The organism is Streptomyces sp. MMBL 11-1 (genome assembly GCF_028622875.1).
In the GTDB taxonomy this organism is placed as follows: Bacteria; Actinomycetota; Actinomycetes; order Streptomycetales; family Streptomycetaceae; genus Streptomyces.
Map to the genome: position 1 here is coordinate 4,186,247 of NZ_CP117709.1, position 15,204 is coordinate 4,201,450.

11 protein-coding genes, 1 tRNA gene and 1 pseudogene are annotated in these 15,204 nt (G+C 66.7%); 3 read left to right on the plus strand and 10 right to left on the minus strand.

Annotated elements, in window-relative coordinates:
- The 6 genes and pseudogenes from PSQ21_RS18410 to PSQ21_RS18435 form a co-directional block, all read right to left on the minus strand.
- Positions 1–2,163 (minus strand): ATP-dependent nuclease, encoded by a 2,163-nt coding sequence (locus tag PSQ21_RS18410; RefSeq protein WP_337961677.1) that lies wholly within the window; start codon positions 2,161–2,163, stop codon positions 1–3.
- A 437-nt stretch (positions 2,164–2,600) separates the two neighbouring features.
- Positions 2,601–2,930 (minus strand): MazG-like family protein, encoded by a 330-nt coding sequence (locus tag PSQ21_RS18415; RefSeq protein WP_274031645.1) that lies wholly within the window; start codon positions 2,928–2,930, stop codon positions 2,601–2,603.
- 26 nt (positions 2,931–2,956) lie between these two features.
- Positions 2,957–4,279 carry a UDP-glucose dehydrogenase family protein gene (locus PSQ21_RS18420; protein ID WP_274031646.1) on the minus strand — a complete coding sequence of 441 codons (1,323 nt, stop codon included), beginning with the start codon at positions 4,277–4,279 and terminating at the stop codon, positions 2,957–2,959.
- Between the two features lie 107 nt (positions 4,280–4,386).
- Positions 4,387–5,619 (minus strand): hypothetical protein, encoded by a 1,233-nt coding sequence (locus PSQ21_RS18425; RefSeq protein ID WP_274035824.1) that lies wholly within the window; start codon positions 5,617–5,619, stop codon positions 4,387–4,389.
- A 303-nt stretch (positions 5,620–5,922) separates the two neighbouring features.
- Entirely contained in the window at positions 5,923–6,141 is a 219-nt protein-coding gene (locus tag PSQ21_RS18430; protein ID WP_274031647.1) for a hypothetical protein, read from the minus strand.
- A 283-nt stretch (positions 6,142–6,424) separates the two neighbouring features.
- Positions 6,425–7,649 (minus strand): annotated as a pseudogene (locus tag PSQ21_RS18435) (helix-turn-helix domain-containing protein).
- Between the two features lie 299 nt (positions 7,650–7,948).
- Here PSQ21_RS18435 and PSQ21_RS18440 point away from each other — a divergent pair.
- Positions 7,949–8,791: an NAD(P)-dependent oxidoreductase gene (locus tag PSQ21_RS18440; RefSeq protein ID WP_274031648.1), complete on the plus strand. Its 843-nt coding sequence runs from the start codon at positions 7,949–7,951 to the stop codon at positions 8,789–8,791.
- Between the two features lie 51 nt (positions 8,792–8,842).
- On the opposite strand, the gene PSQ21_RS18445 is transcribed toward PSQ21_RS18440, so the two are convergent.
- A tRNA-Gly gene (locus tag PSQ21_RS18445) sits at positions 8,843–8,916 on the minus strand.
- Positions 8,917–9,424: 508 nt separating this feature from the next.
- On the opposite strand from PSQ21_RS18445, the gene dcd reads away from it, so the two are divergent.
- Both dcd and PSQ21_RS18455 read left to right on the plus strand, forming a co-directional pair.
- Positions 9,425–10,000: a dCTP deaminase gene (gene dcd / locus PSQ21_RS18450; RefSeq protein ID WP_050358434.1), complete on the plus strand. Its 576-nt coding sequence runs from the start codon at positions 9,425–9,427 to the stop codon at positions 9,998–10,000.
- A gap of 6 nt (positions 10,001–10,006) precedes the next feature.
- The gene (locus tag PSQ21_RS18455; protein WP_274031649.1) at positions 10,007–10,507 is read left to right on the plus strand and encodes a phosphoribosyltransferase; all 501 of its coding nucleotides are present in this window, start codon (positions 10,007–10,009) and stop codon (positions 10,505–10,507) included.
- 120 nt (positions 10,508–10,627) lie between these two features.
- Here PSQ21_RS18455 and PSQ21_RS18460 read toward each other — a convergent pair whose 3' ends face one another.
- The 3 genes from PSQ21_RS18460 to PSQ21_RS18470 form a co-directional block, all read right to left on the minus strand.
- Positions 10,628–11,614 (minus strand): Yip1 family protein, encoded by a 987-nt coding sequence (locus PSQ21_RS18460; RefSeq protein ID WP_274031651.1) that lies wholly within the window; start codon positions 11,612–11,614, stop codon positions 10,628–10,630.
- Positions 11,615–12,012: 398 nt separating this feature from the next.
- The gene (locus PSQ21_RS18465; protein ID WP_274031653.1) at positions 12,013–14,280 is read right to left on the minus strand and encodes a (Fe-S)-binding protein; all 2,268 of its coding nucleotides are present in this window, start codon (positions 14,278–14,280) and stop codon (positions 12,013–12,015) included.
- 95 nt (positions 14,281–14,375) lie between these two features.
- Positions 14,376–15,029, minus strand: coding sequence for a sugar transferase (locus PSQ21_RS18470; RefSeq protein ID WP_274031655.1), 654 nt, complete (start codon positions 15,027–15,029; stop codon positions 14,376–14,378).
- Positions 15,030–15,204 lie beyond the last annotated feature (175 nt).

Consider the following 15,204-nt stretch of genomic DNA (forward strand, 5'->3'; position numbering starts at 1 on the left):
TCATCGGACCGCCACCTGACCGACCGAAGGAACCTCGCCGAGGGATGCCGTGTCCTCATCGTTTTCCGGTGCGGCCGCCTGATCGAGTAGCCATTCGAGACCACGCTGGATGTAGCGTGGTACCTTCCAATCTTTCTGTTCAATGGCGAAGGTGAGAGCGAAGTCGCTTTTTTTGTACTTCCTCGCCTCTTCGCGAGCGTCCAGTTCGATCTGGGAAGTGGGTTTACTTTCGGCGCTCGGCAGGTTGAATTTTGTCGGGTTAGCCAAAATGAAGGCGTCTTCGAACGTGCGCCCACACGGACCGTCGATGGTGGTTTCGGGGATCTGATAGGCAAGGCCGCGCCTGCCGATGACTGGAGTACCGTGCTCGGCGTTCTTGAGCAGGTCGGCAGGGGATAGTTCGGAATATTCGAACCATTTTTTAATGGCTTGATTAGTTGTCGCTGTACCCTCATGGACGCAGCAAGCCTCGAGGCGCTGCGAGCTGGATCCTACCTTCGCTGGATCCAGGTCAGTGATGACGAGCGTCTGCAAACCGAGGAAATCAAGGAACGGGTAGAAGATGTGCGCGTGTGCGCCGCCTACCTCCATAACGCTCACGTATTGACTCGAAAGACTAATACTTCCATTCTCCTGTTTGGCGTCGTCGAAGTCGGCAATCGCAGCAGGGATAAAAATGCGTTCGGTCGTTCCTTCGATGAGGATTGCCTTATCAGCGAAGAAAAGGTCAGCGCGAGTGAGCGTCAGGTACTTGTGCAGGAAGTCCTTATCAACTCCCGGAGCCTCTGCTAGATTGAGGATTGTTGAGCTGCTTGCCTCGTGCACATCTTCACTCTCACACAAGCGAAAATACCTAATGGCAGGGAATCCGGCTCTATTGGCAATGTGCGCAGAGTGCGTCGTTACTAGGAACTGGGCGTTCCAGCTCTGATCTTCCCCATCCGCAGTCGGAAACTTATTCTTGAAGACGCCCAATTGATGAATGAAGATTTCTTGCATCTGCGGATGGAGGTGCGCCTCAGGCTCCTCGATAAACACCAAATGTACGGACGATTTGCTACCCCGAGCCGAGTACTCCCGATAGTAACTGAAGAGTGTTAGGAGGATCATCAAAAGGTTACGCGACCCGAGCCCGCTGTATGACTCGGGGAGCTCCACGCCGGCCGAACCGGGATACTTGATGCTGGTGAAGTTCGACAGAAGACGCTTGGGGTCGAGAGTGGTCCGCGTTGAAAAGTTTTTGTTTCCCAAGCCTGGATAGCCGAATTCAGAGACAGTCGGTGCCATCCTGCTGTACATCTCCTGCAAGTGAGTGTTTAGCTTTTCGACGATCTCTTCCAAGGCGTTTTCGGTACTATTTGCGAAATCCTTCAGGATGGATCCATCGTCGGCCTTGGCGGCTACCATAAATAGCGATTCAAGAATCTTGCCGATCTGGTCCTTGGGGCGTTCCTTTTCGTCATCGAGACCCCGCTGTGCCTTTACGAAATCGACCTTGATGGCACGGGCGACGTCTGTCATCGAAATGTCGCGAAAATTGGTCATGTCGGTCGGGTCGATGGCAATCGCTGTGCGCTCGTAGAGGTGGGGAATCCGTGGGCCGACGAGGGATAGTAGCAGGGATTCGCTCCATTCTCCTGTCAGCGTTTTTGGTGCATCACGGAAGAAGTCCTTCATCGCTCCAGGCTTGAGTGCGTAGCGAATGGCGATAATGGCCTGAGTGCAATCCGGGTCAAGGTCGACGATGAGAGGACCCAGATCTCCGTATTCGCCCGCACTGTTGTCGTAATCCAGGAAGACTTTTGTAGAGATTTCGGGTAGCAGTGTCCTGGCCTCGGCCTCGTCGCCTTTAGAGAACCTTCGATACGCTTCGGCGAACTCTATATATGATTCTGCGGAGAAGTCCTCTAGGCGTAGGCTAATTTCACCGGGACGCAAAAACCTGCTGAGCACCTCGGCGAGGGAAGTCTTCCCTGTATTGTTTCTGCCCACGCATACAGTAACGTCCTCATCGAAAGTCACGCTCACCTCCCGTAGTAGGCGAAAATTCTTGACTTCGACCCTGGTTACGGCTGGTGGCCGCTCGTGCTGCTGAGGCTGTGCTGGCTGACCTACGCTCACCGATCGCTCCTGACGTGCACATGCTTCCGTCCGCGGTCGCACGTGTTCGCACGTGGTGAAGCCGTGGGCGCAGAGAAAGGCTTGTAAGCAGATAACTTGCGTTACCGATGGGGCAGTTTGTCACGGTGGGCGATGTGCGACTGGCTCTTTGCCACAAGACGTGGGATCGAGCTGCGAACTATGGCGCGCGGCGACCACTTAGCCTTCGCGGGGCTGGCCGTCCGGTCATGGAGGGAGTAGCCAGCCATCAACCCGATCAGGCATGCAGCCGGCGGATGGGCTTGCAGCGGGGCGGAGACAGGAGCCCAGGCCCGGGGGGCGCCGCACGGGCTGTACCGCCGCGCGGCGGGTGCCTTGACGCAGTAGATAGATCGTGCTCGGAGTGAGGGCTTGACATACCTATCCACGCGATGGCGGCCCTAAGTTACGGCCGCCGACCGCACCTCATGGGGCGCGGCCGGCGGTGCGTTCAGCGGGCGTCAGACTGCGCCAGCAGCCTCGCGCCCTCTACGAGTCCTGCGGTGGAGGATCTCGTCGAAGGTGGCGCGAACACCCGTGGAATCGATGTAGTGCATTGCCAGGAGGGCGGCGATGACGGCGCCGACCAGGTCGTTCTGGACCTCGGACCAGTCGTGGTCGTCGCCGCAGGTGGTGAGGCCCTTCAGGCCGTGGAGGGCGTGCATGGCCTCGCCGGCTTCCTCGGCGACCTTGCCGACCTGGAGGGCTTTCAGCTCCTCGTCGGGGAGGTGGGCGCCGGCCGCTCGGCAGACGGCGGAGAGCTTCTCGATGTTGTCCCACAGGGTGTCCACGTCGGACCTCCGATCGATGGGTTCGGCTATTCCTGTGCGGGTCGTCCGAGCTGGCGTACGGTCCATCCGGCCATGCGCCAGGCGTCGGCGTCGATGAGGTTGCGGAGGTCGACGAGGACCTGGTCCGCGACCAGTGGGGCGAGGGCCTTGGGGTCGGCCTCGCGGAAGTGGGGCCATTCGGTGGCCAGGACGATCAGCTCGGCCGCCTCGACGGAGTCTTCGAGGGTTTCGCAGTAGTCGAGTTCGGGGTGGCGGCGCAGTGCTGTGGGCACGGCGTGCGGGTCGTGGACGGTGACGGTCGCGCCGCGCTGGTGCATCAGTGCGGCGATCGCCAGGGCCGGGGATTCGCGGACGTCGTCGGTACCGGCCTTGAAGGAAGCGCCCCAGACCGTGATGCGTACGCCGTCGACGGGGCGGCCGAGCGTCTGCTCGATGAGCCTCAGCGCGGCGTTGGGTCGGGATTCGTTGACCTCCTCCGCCGCGCGCAGCATGGTCGCTGCCTCGGCGGCGCCCAGGGTGCGGGCGGAGGCGGTGAAGGCGCGGACGTCCTTCGGGAGGCAGCCGCCGCCGTAGCCGGGGCCGGCGTTCAGGCCGCCGCGGCCGATGCGGGGGTCCAGGCCGATGGCCTCGGTGAGCTGCTGGACGTCGGCTCCAGCGGCGGTACACATGTCGGCGACGCCGTTGATGAAGGAGATCTTCATGCCGAGGTAGGCGTTGGCGGCGCCCTTGATGAGTTCGGCGGTGGCGGGGTCGGTGACGAACAGAGGGATGCCGTTCGCCAGGAGGGGTGCGTAGACCTGGCGTACCGCGTCCTCGGCGCGGGCCGAGGGCACGCCCACAACGATCCGGTCGGGTCGCAGGGTGTCGTCGATGGCGTGGCCTTCGCGCAGGAACTCGGGGTTCCAGACGACCTCCACGTCCTCACCGGCCGGAGAGAGGCGGGCGAGGAGAGCGCCGAGGTCGCGGGAGGTGCCGACGGTGACCGTGGACTTCCCGACGATGACGGTCGGGCGGGTCAGGTGCGGGGCGAGGGCGCGGGCGGCGCCGAAGACCTGCCCGGTGTCGTAGCTCCGCCCGTCCGCGTCGATCGGCGTGCCCACGGCGAGGAAGTGGATGTCGGCGAACTCGGCTGCCTCGGCGAGGCTGGTGGTGAACCGCAGGCGGCCGGTGGCGGTGTGGGTGCTGAGGAGTTTGGGCAGGCCGTCCTCGTAGATGGGGCACTCGCCGGCGTTGAGGCGGTCGATCTTCGCCTGGTCCAGGTCCACGCCGATGACCTCGTGGCCGATCTCGGCCATGGCAGCGGCGTGGGGAATGCCCAGGTGACCACAGCCGATGACGGATACGCGCATGGGTCGACGCTCCTTTCTTTGCCTCTCGCCCGCCCAGGGGAGTCCGGGCCGGCCGGGTGCGTCACGCTAGCGCCAACACCCGGCGCGGCCCTCTTCGTGCAGGTGGCTCAACCTCGCTTCTGCTTCAGGACGTTGACGAGAGCGGGCAGCGCTTCGGCGGCGGTGGCCCGGCACACCAGGTCACCGTCCTGGGGCCCTTCCAGCGGGTACGGCATGAACTGGCCGTCGCGCCAGAAGCCCTCCGGGTCCAGGTAGACGACCTGCATGCCGCGAGCGCGGGCGCGTGCCTGGACCTTGCGGCGGTCGGCGTGCAGGCCGACGACGAGGAGAGCCTTGGCGCCGTCCACCCACTCGACGTCGGGTACGGCCTGGTCGTAGCGGCGCATGAAGCACTCGTCGAGCCCGGCGCGCGCCGCGAGCACGTCGAAGTTGTTGGTGATGACCGGGCCGACGAGGTGACCGGCGTCCTTCAGTTCCTTGAGCGCCCACATGGCCGGAGTTGGTTCGGCCAGGAAGCAGGCACGGAACATCTCCACGAACTCCGCCGTCTTCTCCTCCGGCTCCGTCAGCACCTCGTGGAGGAGCGTGTCCGCGGTCGGGGAGAGGGTGAAGCTGTGCTCCCTCGGCTCGTGACCCTGGCGGTCGGTCACTCGATAGATCTCGTGGAGCCGGTGCAGGGGCGGGATGCCCGCCTCGACCGACGTACCGCATCCGATCTCCACCTGGAACGGCAGCAGGTCCGCGAGGACGGACAGGTCCGGGACGCGGGTCGGCGTACCGGGGCGGTCCTTGCACCTGATCCCGGTGGACAGGACGTTCCACGGCAGTTGCCGGACAGCGGGCGGCGGCGCGTAGGACACCGAGGCGATCTGCACGTCCAGGCTCCGGTAGCCGACGGGGAGGGTACGGCCCGCCGCCGCGTCCTGGGGGTGGGCGTCGTGCTCGGTGATCCGGCACTTCAGATCCCGGCGTGTCCATAAGAATCCGCCGGGAGCCTCCTTCCAGCCGCCGGTGGCGAGCGAGTCCCACAGGGCGTCGTGGTGCGCGTCGATCTCATCCGCTGGAGCGGTAGCGGAGTGGTAGAGGTACAGGTCGGTCAGGCCGATGGCCGGCGCGGCGGTGGTGGGGACCAGGCCGTACCGGTAGCGGTAGTGGATGATCCGCCGCCGGGCGTCGTCGGCGGCCGTCCAGCCGCTCTGGTCAGCCGTGGCCTTCTCCTGCGTACGGCGCCAGATGCCTTCCTCGATGTAGCGGGGTCGGTCGGCGTCGCCGAAGTAGGTCTTCCAGACCTGCTGTTGGTCGGGGGTGAGCTGGTCGATGACGATGTACGGGATGTCCACGATCTCTCCCTGGAGAAACACGCCTGGATGTTCCGGGTGCATGGCAGGTCCCGTTGGCCGGGAAGGTGGGGTGAACGACCCGGACAGCGGAGTTGTGTCAGTGGTCGGAGGGCGGGCTCGCGTCCGTTGAGATGGCGGCGGGCTGGTGACCGAGGCTGTTGAGGAGCGGGGCAGCCTGCTCACGCAGTGCCCAGGCCGGTCCCGCCGGGCCAGCGACCGCCAGGAGCGTGAGCGCGATGCCTCCGTTTTTGGGGCGTACGGAGCGCGGCGCGGCCTTTCGGGCGTGGCGTCGCCGAGGCTCGGTCACGGGGTGCCGCCGAGGGCGCGTTCGTGTGCGTCGACGAGGCGGCTGGTCTGCTGGTGCAGCCACACCACCTCGGCAGAGGTGAGGATGAGCGCGCCATCAAGGGTCGAGCCGTCATCCAGGTGGAACTCGATGGGAACCGATCCCTGTCGAGCCCTCGGGTCATAGACCGCGTCCCGTCCGGCCGAGAGCGTGGCGTGGGTTGCCCTCACCGGCACGGAACTGAGCGTAGTTCCGGCGGCGGGCGCGGACCAGGGGGCCCCGCCCCCGGGCGGACGCAGGTGGTACGTCGTAGCGGAGCCCTCACCGGGGAGAGCGACCACGACCCCGACACGGCCATCGTGAGCGCTGTCCGTGGCGAGGTCGCCGAGCCGTGGAACGAACGGTGCTGCCGTACCTAACTCGGCACCCTGCGAGCGGAGATGAGAAGAGCGTCGTCGCGTCATGCCCCGAAGTTAGGGACACGACGAGCCTCGAATATGAGCCGGAGGAATACGACCCCTATCCGTCCAGGTGAAAGCGGTCGGACATGTGCCGCAGCTTCTCCCTTGTGGCTGCTCGTTCCGCGTAGACGATGCTGCGGAGCGTTGAACGGGCGATGGGGTGGTTCCGTACGAGCTGCGGCGCGATCCGCTCAGCCGTCTCCAGCTCGGTGAGGGCCTTTGCTCGGTTCCCGTCCCACAGCCAGGCCCGCGCCACGTCCATGTGGTGGTGTCCCTGACGGGAGTTGGGGAGTGCCCCGACCAGGCTCGGGCTGGTGCGGCGGTTTATCTCCAGAGCTTTGCCCTGCTTGCCCATCTCCAGGGCCACGCTGATCGCGTGGATCTGCACGTTCCCGGCGGAGAACGTCAGCGAATGCCGGTCGTACACCGGTGCGCCGACGTACGCGTCCATGCGTTCCGCCGCGTCCTTCGCGTGTCCGATCCGGTCCTCCGCTTCCGATGGGCGGTTGGCCCGAGCGGCGGAGATGGCCGCCCGAAGCTGAAGCGTGCCCCAAGCCCGTACGGCCAGCGGATCACCATGCTGGCTGTTGCACCGAGGCGATCGCCTTGTCCGAGAGGGTCAGAGCGTCGGTCCAGTCAGCCGTCGCCCACATGTCCCAGACGCGCATCCAGTCGGCGACGGCAGGCAGCACCGGATCTCCCGACAACCTGGCAGACCACGCGGCCCGTTCGCACGCCATGGCCACAAGCTCCGGGTGCCCGAGGGCGTGCGCGGCGGTGTGCGCGAACTTGCAGCACACGGCGTAGACGGCGTACGCCTCTTCCCGCTCGTGGCCGTCCGAGTCCTCCGCCAGAGCCCGCGCTTCCCGGAACAGATCTGGGAGAACTCGGAGGATCGCTACGTTGGAGGCGGTGTCCCGCAGGCGGTGCAGCCGGGTCACCTCACGCCATAGCTGTGAGGCCGGTCGGGGGACCCCGTCGAAGACGGGGACGAGGTCGTAGCGGCGCAGCTCGCGCAGGATCGACGAGGCGGCGATCTGCCACTGGCTGTCGTCGGGGGAGCTGCTGTACGGGCGTCCGATCAGGTCGTTGGGATGGACGTGTAGTTCCGCGGCCACCTGGTTGAGCAGCCCGACCCGGTCCAGCTCGATCAGGCCACGCTCCATCTTCGACACCCAGCCCTGCGACTTTCCGAGGGCCGTCGCCAGGTCGGCCTGCGGCATGCCCAGTCGCAGCCTCGCCCTGCGAGCGCGCTTGCCGATCTCCTCGGCTTCCTCCAGCATCAGGACACCTTCCGGCCGCCGGACGATCCGGCGCGGCCGGTGGTCTGTCCGTACAGAGTTCGTCTCCTGCACGGTACCCATGACGCGGCTTCAGGTTGAGACGAGCTGCAAGGACCGTCGGGGCCGCAGCCCGTGTACCGCTGTCCCGTCCTGAACGGCGAGTTCGAGACCGGAGGCACTTCTGTCCGCCATCAGTGCCCAGACGGCCATCAGGCATTGATTCCGAAGCCGCCGGTGCCGAGCGACAGCGGATCATGGAGATCAGGAACACTCCACGTCGCGCACCGCCGGAGCAGCCAGTGATCACCGTGACCGTCCTCCACCCTGGAACCATGGGCGCGGCGATCACCGCCGAGCTCGTGGCCGGCGGCCATGAGGTGCTGTCGGTGACCAAGGGCCGCAGTGAGGACACCTGGCTACGCGGGAGGGAAGCCGGTGCCACGGCGTACGACTCGCTCGCGGGAGCGCTGTCCCGAAGCGCCGTCGTTCTTTCAGTCTGCCCACCACAGGCGGCGGAGGACGTCGCGGCGGCGGTGGCCGCGCACGGTTTCGCGGGGGTGTACGCCGATGTGAACGCCATCAGCCCTCAACGCGTACGGCGCATCGCCGACGAGATCCGCCCCGGCTCCGCAGTTGTCGACGGTGCCGTTTTCGGTCAGCCGCCAGGTGAGGGGCGTGCCACACGGCTCTATCTCGCAGGGGCCGACTCCGCCGTCGAGCTGGTGGCGTCGTTGTTCACGGACTCTGTGCTGCACGTGTGCCGGGTCGGGGACACACCCGGCTCCGCTTCCGCTCTGAAGATGGCCTTCTCCAGCTACCAGAAGGCCGCTCGTACCCTCGCCGGCATCGCTCACGCGCTCGCCGACGCCCATGGAGTCGGTGATCAGCTCACGGCCGAAGCCGAGATCATGATTTCCGCGATCCTCTCCGATCCGGAGTATCTACCGAGCGTGGCAGCCCGAGCCTGGCGCTGGGCACCCGAGATGGAGGAGATCGCCGACACCCTCCGCGCGGCCGACCTGCCCCCGGACATGGCCGAGGCCACGGCTCGGGTACTCGCCTTCTGGGAGCAGGACAAGGACCAGTACGACTTGCCGGTCGCGCACGCCCTCGCTCAGCTTCGGTCAGGGAGGCGCACCTAGACAGGTCCAGACAACAAACAAGGCCCGGGTCGATGACCTGGGCCTTAGTCGTGGAGCGGGTGACGAGAATCGAACTCGCGCTCTGAGCTTGGGAAGCTCATGTTCTACCATTAAACTACACCCGCGAAGCGTGCCGATCACCGGCGCTGCATCGTTCCACACTCTACCCCATGCCAGGCCCCCGGCGGATGAGCCGTGGGGCCTCCGTGTTGTGTGTCCGGTGGGAGGGGGAGAGTGGACGGGGGTGTGATGGGCGGGAGTTGGGGGCGTAGCGTGGGTGGTCGGAGTGCCGCGTGGAGTGGCGTCCTGTTCATCCCCTAATGTGGCTTTCTCGTCCATGTGTGGTTGGGGAAGGGACTTGATGGAGTCGATGGAGCGCACCGTCGTCCGTTGTGCCGAAGGGCATGTTTTCGCTACCTCGTCGTTCCCGATGCAGCAGCTCGGGGCCGGCCGGATCGGGCCCGGGCGGTTGATCCGGTGTCCCCGGTGTGCGCGGTTGCGGCAGGCCGTGCCGGTGGCGTTCGAGAAGCGGTAGCAAGCGGCCGCGGGAGAGAGGAAGCGGGCGGAGGTGTTCCGCAGGCGCGCGGGTGGTCCGGTTGGGGCGGGCTCGCGCGTTCTGCGTATCCTCGGGACGTGCTTCTCTCAGACAAGGACATCCGGGCCGAGATCGACGCCGGCCGAGTCCGTATTGATCCGTACGACCCTTCGATGGTGCAGCCGTCGAGCATCGACGTGCGGCTGGACCGCTACTTCCGGGTGTTCGAGAACCACCGGTACCCGCACATCGATCCGGCCGTCGAACAGCCCGATCTGACGCGTACGGTCGAGCCGGAGGGCGACGAGGCGTTCATCCTGCACCCCGGGGAGTTCGTGCTGGCGTCCACGTACGAGGTGATCTCGCTGCCCGACGATCTGGCCTCGCGGCTGGAGGGCAAGAGCTCGCTCGGGCGGCTCGGGCTGGTGACCCATTCGACGGCCGGGTTCATCGACCCCGGGTTCTCCGGACATGTGACCCTGGAGCTGTCGAATCTCGCGACCCTGCCGATAAAGCTCTGGCCGGGTATGAAGATCGGGCAGCTCTGCCTGTTCAAGCTGACCTCGTCCTCCGAGTTCCCGTACGGCTCCGAGCGGTACGAGTCGCGGTACCAGGGGCAGCGGGGCCCGACGGCCTCGCGGTCGTTCCAGAACTTCCATCGGACCCAGGTGTGATCAACCATGGCGAGTGACGTGCGGGAAAACCTTACGTACGAGGGCTTCGGGCGGGCGGTGCGCGAGCTGGCGCAGGCCGTCGCCGACGACGGGTACGAGCCCGATGTCGTGCTCAGCATCGCTCGGGGTGGTGTGTTCGTCGCCGGTGGGCTTGCCTACGCGCTCGACTGCAAGAACATCCATCTGGTGAATGTGGAGTTCTACACCGGGGTCGGGACGACCCTGGAGATGCCCGTCATGCTGGCGCCCGTGCCCAACGCGATCGACTTCTCGGACAAGAAGGTTCTGATCGCGGACGATGTCGCTGATACGGGCAAGACGCTCAAGCTCGTCCACGACTTCTGCGTCGACCATGTCGCCGAGGTGCGCAGCGCCGTCATCTACGAGAAGTCCCACTCGCTCGTGAAGTGCGAGTACGTGTGGAAGAAGACCGATCAATGGATCAACTTCCCGTGGAGTGTGGAGAAGCCCGTCGTGCGGCGGGACGGGCAGGTTCTCGACTCCTGACCTCGCTTACCCGCGCAGCGCCGTCAGCCGTGAGCAGTGCGCCGTGCGCCGAGTCCGTATGTGAGAAGGCCCCCGGGAGCGTGTTCTGTGCTCCCGGGGGCCCTCCGTTCGCGTGGTTCCTCAGATCGTGCCCAGCTTGATGATCGACAGCAGCGCGATCAGCTGGATCGCCGATGCTCCCAGCGCCTTCGGCCACGGCAGGTCGTGCGACTTGCTGACCATGGACGTGAACAGTGCGCCGGCCGCCAGCCAGGTCAGCCAGCCCACGATCTGGACCAGCGAGTTCTCGCCGCCCAGGAAGACGGCGAAGAGGAGGCGCGGGGCGTCGGTCATCGACATGATCAGCATCGACAGGCCCACCGTCGGCTGCCACGAGCCCGTGCCGCCGAGCTGGCGGGCCAGGGTGTGGGTCACCGCGCCGAGGACCAGGCCGCCGAGGACGAAGCCGACGCCGGTGAACAGGACGTACGGGATGGCCGTCGAGATCGTCGCGTTGATCGCTTCGTCGCGCGCCTGGTCGAAGCCGAACAGGGCGAGCAGGCCGTAGAGGAATGTGACGACCAGCGCCGGGCCCCAGACCGGGTAGTCCCGCATCTGCCAGAACGTCGGCCCCGGGCGCGCCACGATCCCGGTCAGCAGCTCCTTCCAGCGCAGGCGCGGGCCTGCCGGCTGGGCGGGCGCGGAACCGGCCTGGTAGGTGTTGCCGCCGCCGTAGAGGTCGTCGTCGACGCGGAACGCCTGCGTGTGACCCGGGTTGTTGGCGTACGGGTCATGGGGCGCGGGGTCCGCGTACGGGTCGCCGAAATACTCCGGTTCGCCGTGACCGCCGTGACCGCCGTGACCGCCGTGACCGTGAGGGCCTTGGCCGTGTCCGCCGTGTCCGCCTGGCCCGGGGCCCGCGTAGCCGCCGCCGGTGTTGTACGGGGCGCCCTGCGGGGGGCCGTACGGCGGTGGTGCTCCGCCGTTGCCCGGACCTCCTGCCGTCGGCCACGGCTGTGCACCGTACGGCGGCTGTGGTGCCTGCCCTCCGTACGGCTGCTGCCGCTGCTGCTGCGGTTGTTGCGGGGTGCGGTTGTCCCGGCCGCGTCCGATCCTGAATCCAGCCACCCGTCGAACGTACCTGGTCCCCGGGGGCGGGGAGTGGGGGCCGGGGGAACCCGCCCGCCATTGCGGCCGACCTGTGACATCCCCTAGGGCTCCTCGGGGCCCCGGGGGAGGGGCAGCTCAGGGGAAGCTCAGGGAGAGTTCAGGGGAGTTCGGGGGAGTTCAGGGAGGAGCAGCGTTGCGGAGAGGGTGAGGAGCGGGCGGTCTGTCCGTGCTGCCACTCCCGGGTCGATGAAGCCGACCGGGGAAGACGGGTCAATGAAGCCGACCGGGGAAGACGGGCCGGGGACGCCGACCGGGGAAGACGGGCCGGGGAAGCCGAACCGGGGAGCCGGGTACGGAAAAGCGGCCGGTCCTGCCCCCGAGGCAGGTCCGGCCGCTCATCGCGTCGACGCGTTACGTCACTTTGCCGGTTCCGGCTCCGGCGCGTCCACCTGTTCCGGCTCGCCCGCCGGATCGGCCGGGGTCTTCACGGACTCCAGGAGGAGCTGGGAGACGTCCACGACCTGGATGGACTCCTTTGCCTGGCCGTCGTTCTTCTTGCCGTTGACCGAGTCGGTCAGCATGACGAGGCAGAACGGGCAGGCGGTGGAGACGATGTCCGGGTTGAGGGAGAGGGCTTCCTCGACGCGCTCGTTGTTCACGCGCTTGCCGATCCGCTCCTCCATCCACATCCGCGCGCCACCGGCGCCACAGCAGAAGCCGCGCTCCTTGTGGCGGTGCATCTCCTCGTTCCGCAGCCCCGGGACCTTCGCGATGATCTCGCGCGGCGGGGTGTAGATCTTGTTGTGGCGGCCCAGGTAGCACGGGTCGTGGTACGTGATCAGGCCCTCGACCGGGGTCACCGGGATCAGCTTGCCCTCGTCGATGAGGTGCTGGAGCAGCTGCGTGTGGTGGATGACCTCGTACTCGCCGCCGAGCTGCGGGTACTCGTTCGCGATGGTGTTGAAGCAGTGCGGGCAGGTCGCGACGATCTTCTTCGACGACTTGGGCTTCTTCGTCGTCGTGTCTTCATCGTCCTCGCCGTACGCCATGTTCAGCATGGCCACGTTCTCCTGGCCGAGCTGCTGGAACAGCGGCTCGTTGCCCAGGCGGCGGGCGGAGTCACCGGTGCACTTCTCGTCGCCGCCCATGATCGCGAACTTGACGCCCGCGATGTGCAGCAGCTCCGCGAAGGCCTTCGTGGTCTTCTTGGCCCGGTCCTCCAGGGCGCCCGCGCAGCCGACCCAGTACAGGTAGTCGACCTCGGTGAGGTCCTCGACGTCCTTCCCGACGATCGGGACCTCGAAGTCGACCTCCTTGGTCCACTCGACGCGCGCCTTCTTGGCCAGCCCCCAGGGGTTGCCCTTCTTCTCCAGGTTCTTGAGCATCGTGCCCGCCTCGGACGGGAACGAGGACTCGATCATCACCTGGTAACGGCGCATGTCGACGATGTGGTCGATGTGCTCGATGTCGACCGGGCACTGCTCGACGCAGGCGCCGCAGGTGGTGCAGGACCAGAGGACGTCCGGGTCGATGACGCCGTTCTCCTCGGCGGTGCCGATGAGGGGGCGCTCGGCCTCGGCGAGGGCGGCCGCGGGTACGTCCTTGAGCTGCTCCTCCGTGGCCTTCTCGTTGCCCTCCATGTCCTTGCCGCCGCCGGCCAGGAGGTAGGGCGCCTTGGCGTGCGCGTGGTCGCGCAGCGACATGATCAGGAGCTTGGGGGAGAGGGGCTTGCCGGTGTTCCAGGCGGGGCACTGGGACTGGCAGCGGCCGCACTCGGTGCAGGTGGAGAAGTCGAGGATGCCCTTCCAGGAGAACTGCTCGACCTGGGAGACGCCGAAGACCGCGTCCTCGGCCGGGTCCTCCCAGTCGATCTCCTTGCCGCCCGACGTCATCGGCTGGAGCGCGCCGAGCGCGACGTCGCCGTCGGCGTTCCGCTTGAACCAGATGTTCGGGAAGCCGAGGAAACGGTGCCAGGCGACACCCATGTTGGTGTTGAGCGAGACCGTGATCATCCAGATCAGCGAGGTGCCGATCTTGATCATCGCGGTGAAGTAGATGAGCGTCTGGAGCGTGCTGAGGCTCAGCCCCTTGAAGGCGAGGACCAGCGGGTACGACACGAAGTACGCGGCGTCGTAGCTCTCGACGTGGTGGATCGCGCCCTCAAGGCCGCGCAGCACCAGGATCGCGAGGCCGATGATCAGGATGATGTACTCGACGAAGTACGCCTGCCAGGCCTTCGAGCCCGCGAAGCGCGACTTGCGGCCGGCCCGGGAGGGCAGGTTCAGCAGCCGGATCGCCATCAGGGCCACGATGCCGACGACCGTCATCAGGCCGATGAACTCGATGTACATCTCGAACGGCAGCCACCCGCCGATGACCGGCAGCACCCAGTCGGCCTGGAAGAGCTGCCCGTACGCCTGGAGCAGCGTGGGCGGCAGTGTCAGGAAGCCGATGGCGACGAACCAGTGGGCGAAGCCGACGATCCCCCACCGGTTCATCCGGGTGTGGCCGAGGAACTCCTTGACCAGGGTGATCGTCCGCTGCTTGGGGTCGTCGGTGCGGCTGCCTGCTGGTACCGGTTGTCCGAGACGGACGAAGCGGTAGATCTGCGCGACGGCTCGGGTGATGAGCGCAACGCCGACGACCGTCAGCACCAGCGACACAATGATCGCGGCGAGTTGCATTTCGGGGCTCCTCGGGCCTGCGAGAGCGGGGTCCAGTTGCTACTACCCACTACTACTAAGCAGTAACTTAATTAGTCTGTGCTGACACTATCCACTTATTCCACCGTGCTGTAGCCGGGGCGTCGGTGATCTGCGTCGCTCAGGTGTGCCTTGGTTCGGCGGGCCCTCCGGAGCCGCGTCCGCAGGGGGGCGCGTACGGCTTCGGCGAGGATCGCCAGGTCGAGCACTACTCCATGGTGCTCCGCGTAGTGCTGGTCCAGCAGGGCGGGGTCGTCCCACGGCATGCCGGAGCGGGCGCGCACCTGTGCCAGCCCGGTCAGTCCCGGCCGCAGTTCCTGCCGCCACTGCCGGGCGCCGGGCCGCGCGGCCCGTGGGTCGCCCGGGGCCAGGGGGGCGGGTCCGACCAGGGAGAGTTCGCCGCGTACGACGTGGGGCAGGCGGGAGCACAGGTCCAGCCGGAGCCTGCGGGTGCGCAGGGTGCGCAGCTCGAAGACCCGGCCGCCGAGACCGGTCCGGAGCCGGCTGTCCCAGGCGCCGCCCGGAGTGTGGCGCGCGCCCAGGGCGAGGGCCGCGACGGCGACGGCGGGGGCGGTAAGGACCAGCAGGACGGTGCCGAGAGCCAGGTCCAGGACCCGTTCGGCCGGTGCGCGGGGGAGGAAGCGGTCCGCGAACCGTCCGGCCCGGTCGGTGAGGCCGGCCAGGCGTGCAGCGGGGCGCGAGGGGAACTGGCCCCTGACCGTTCCCGCCACTGGCCTGTACGGGTATGGGGACGGGCGTGAGCGCGGGGGTGGGGGCGGGGTCTTCTGGCTTCTCTGGTTCTTCTTTCGCCGTACGCGCGGCTTCCTCGCGTTCTGCATCGCGCCCGCCCGGGGTTCGAGGTCCGATGGTGTGACGATCCACGGTGAAACCTGCCGGTCGGTGACG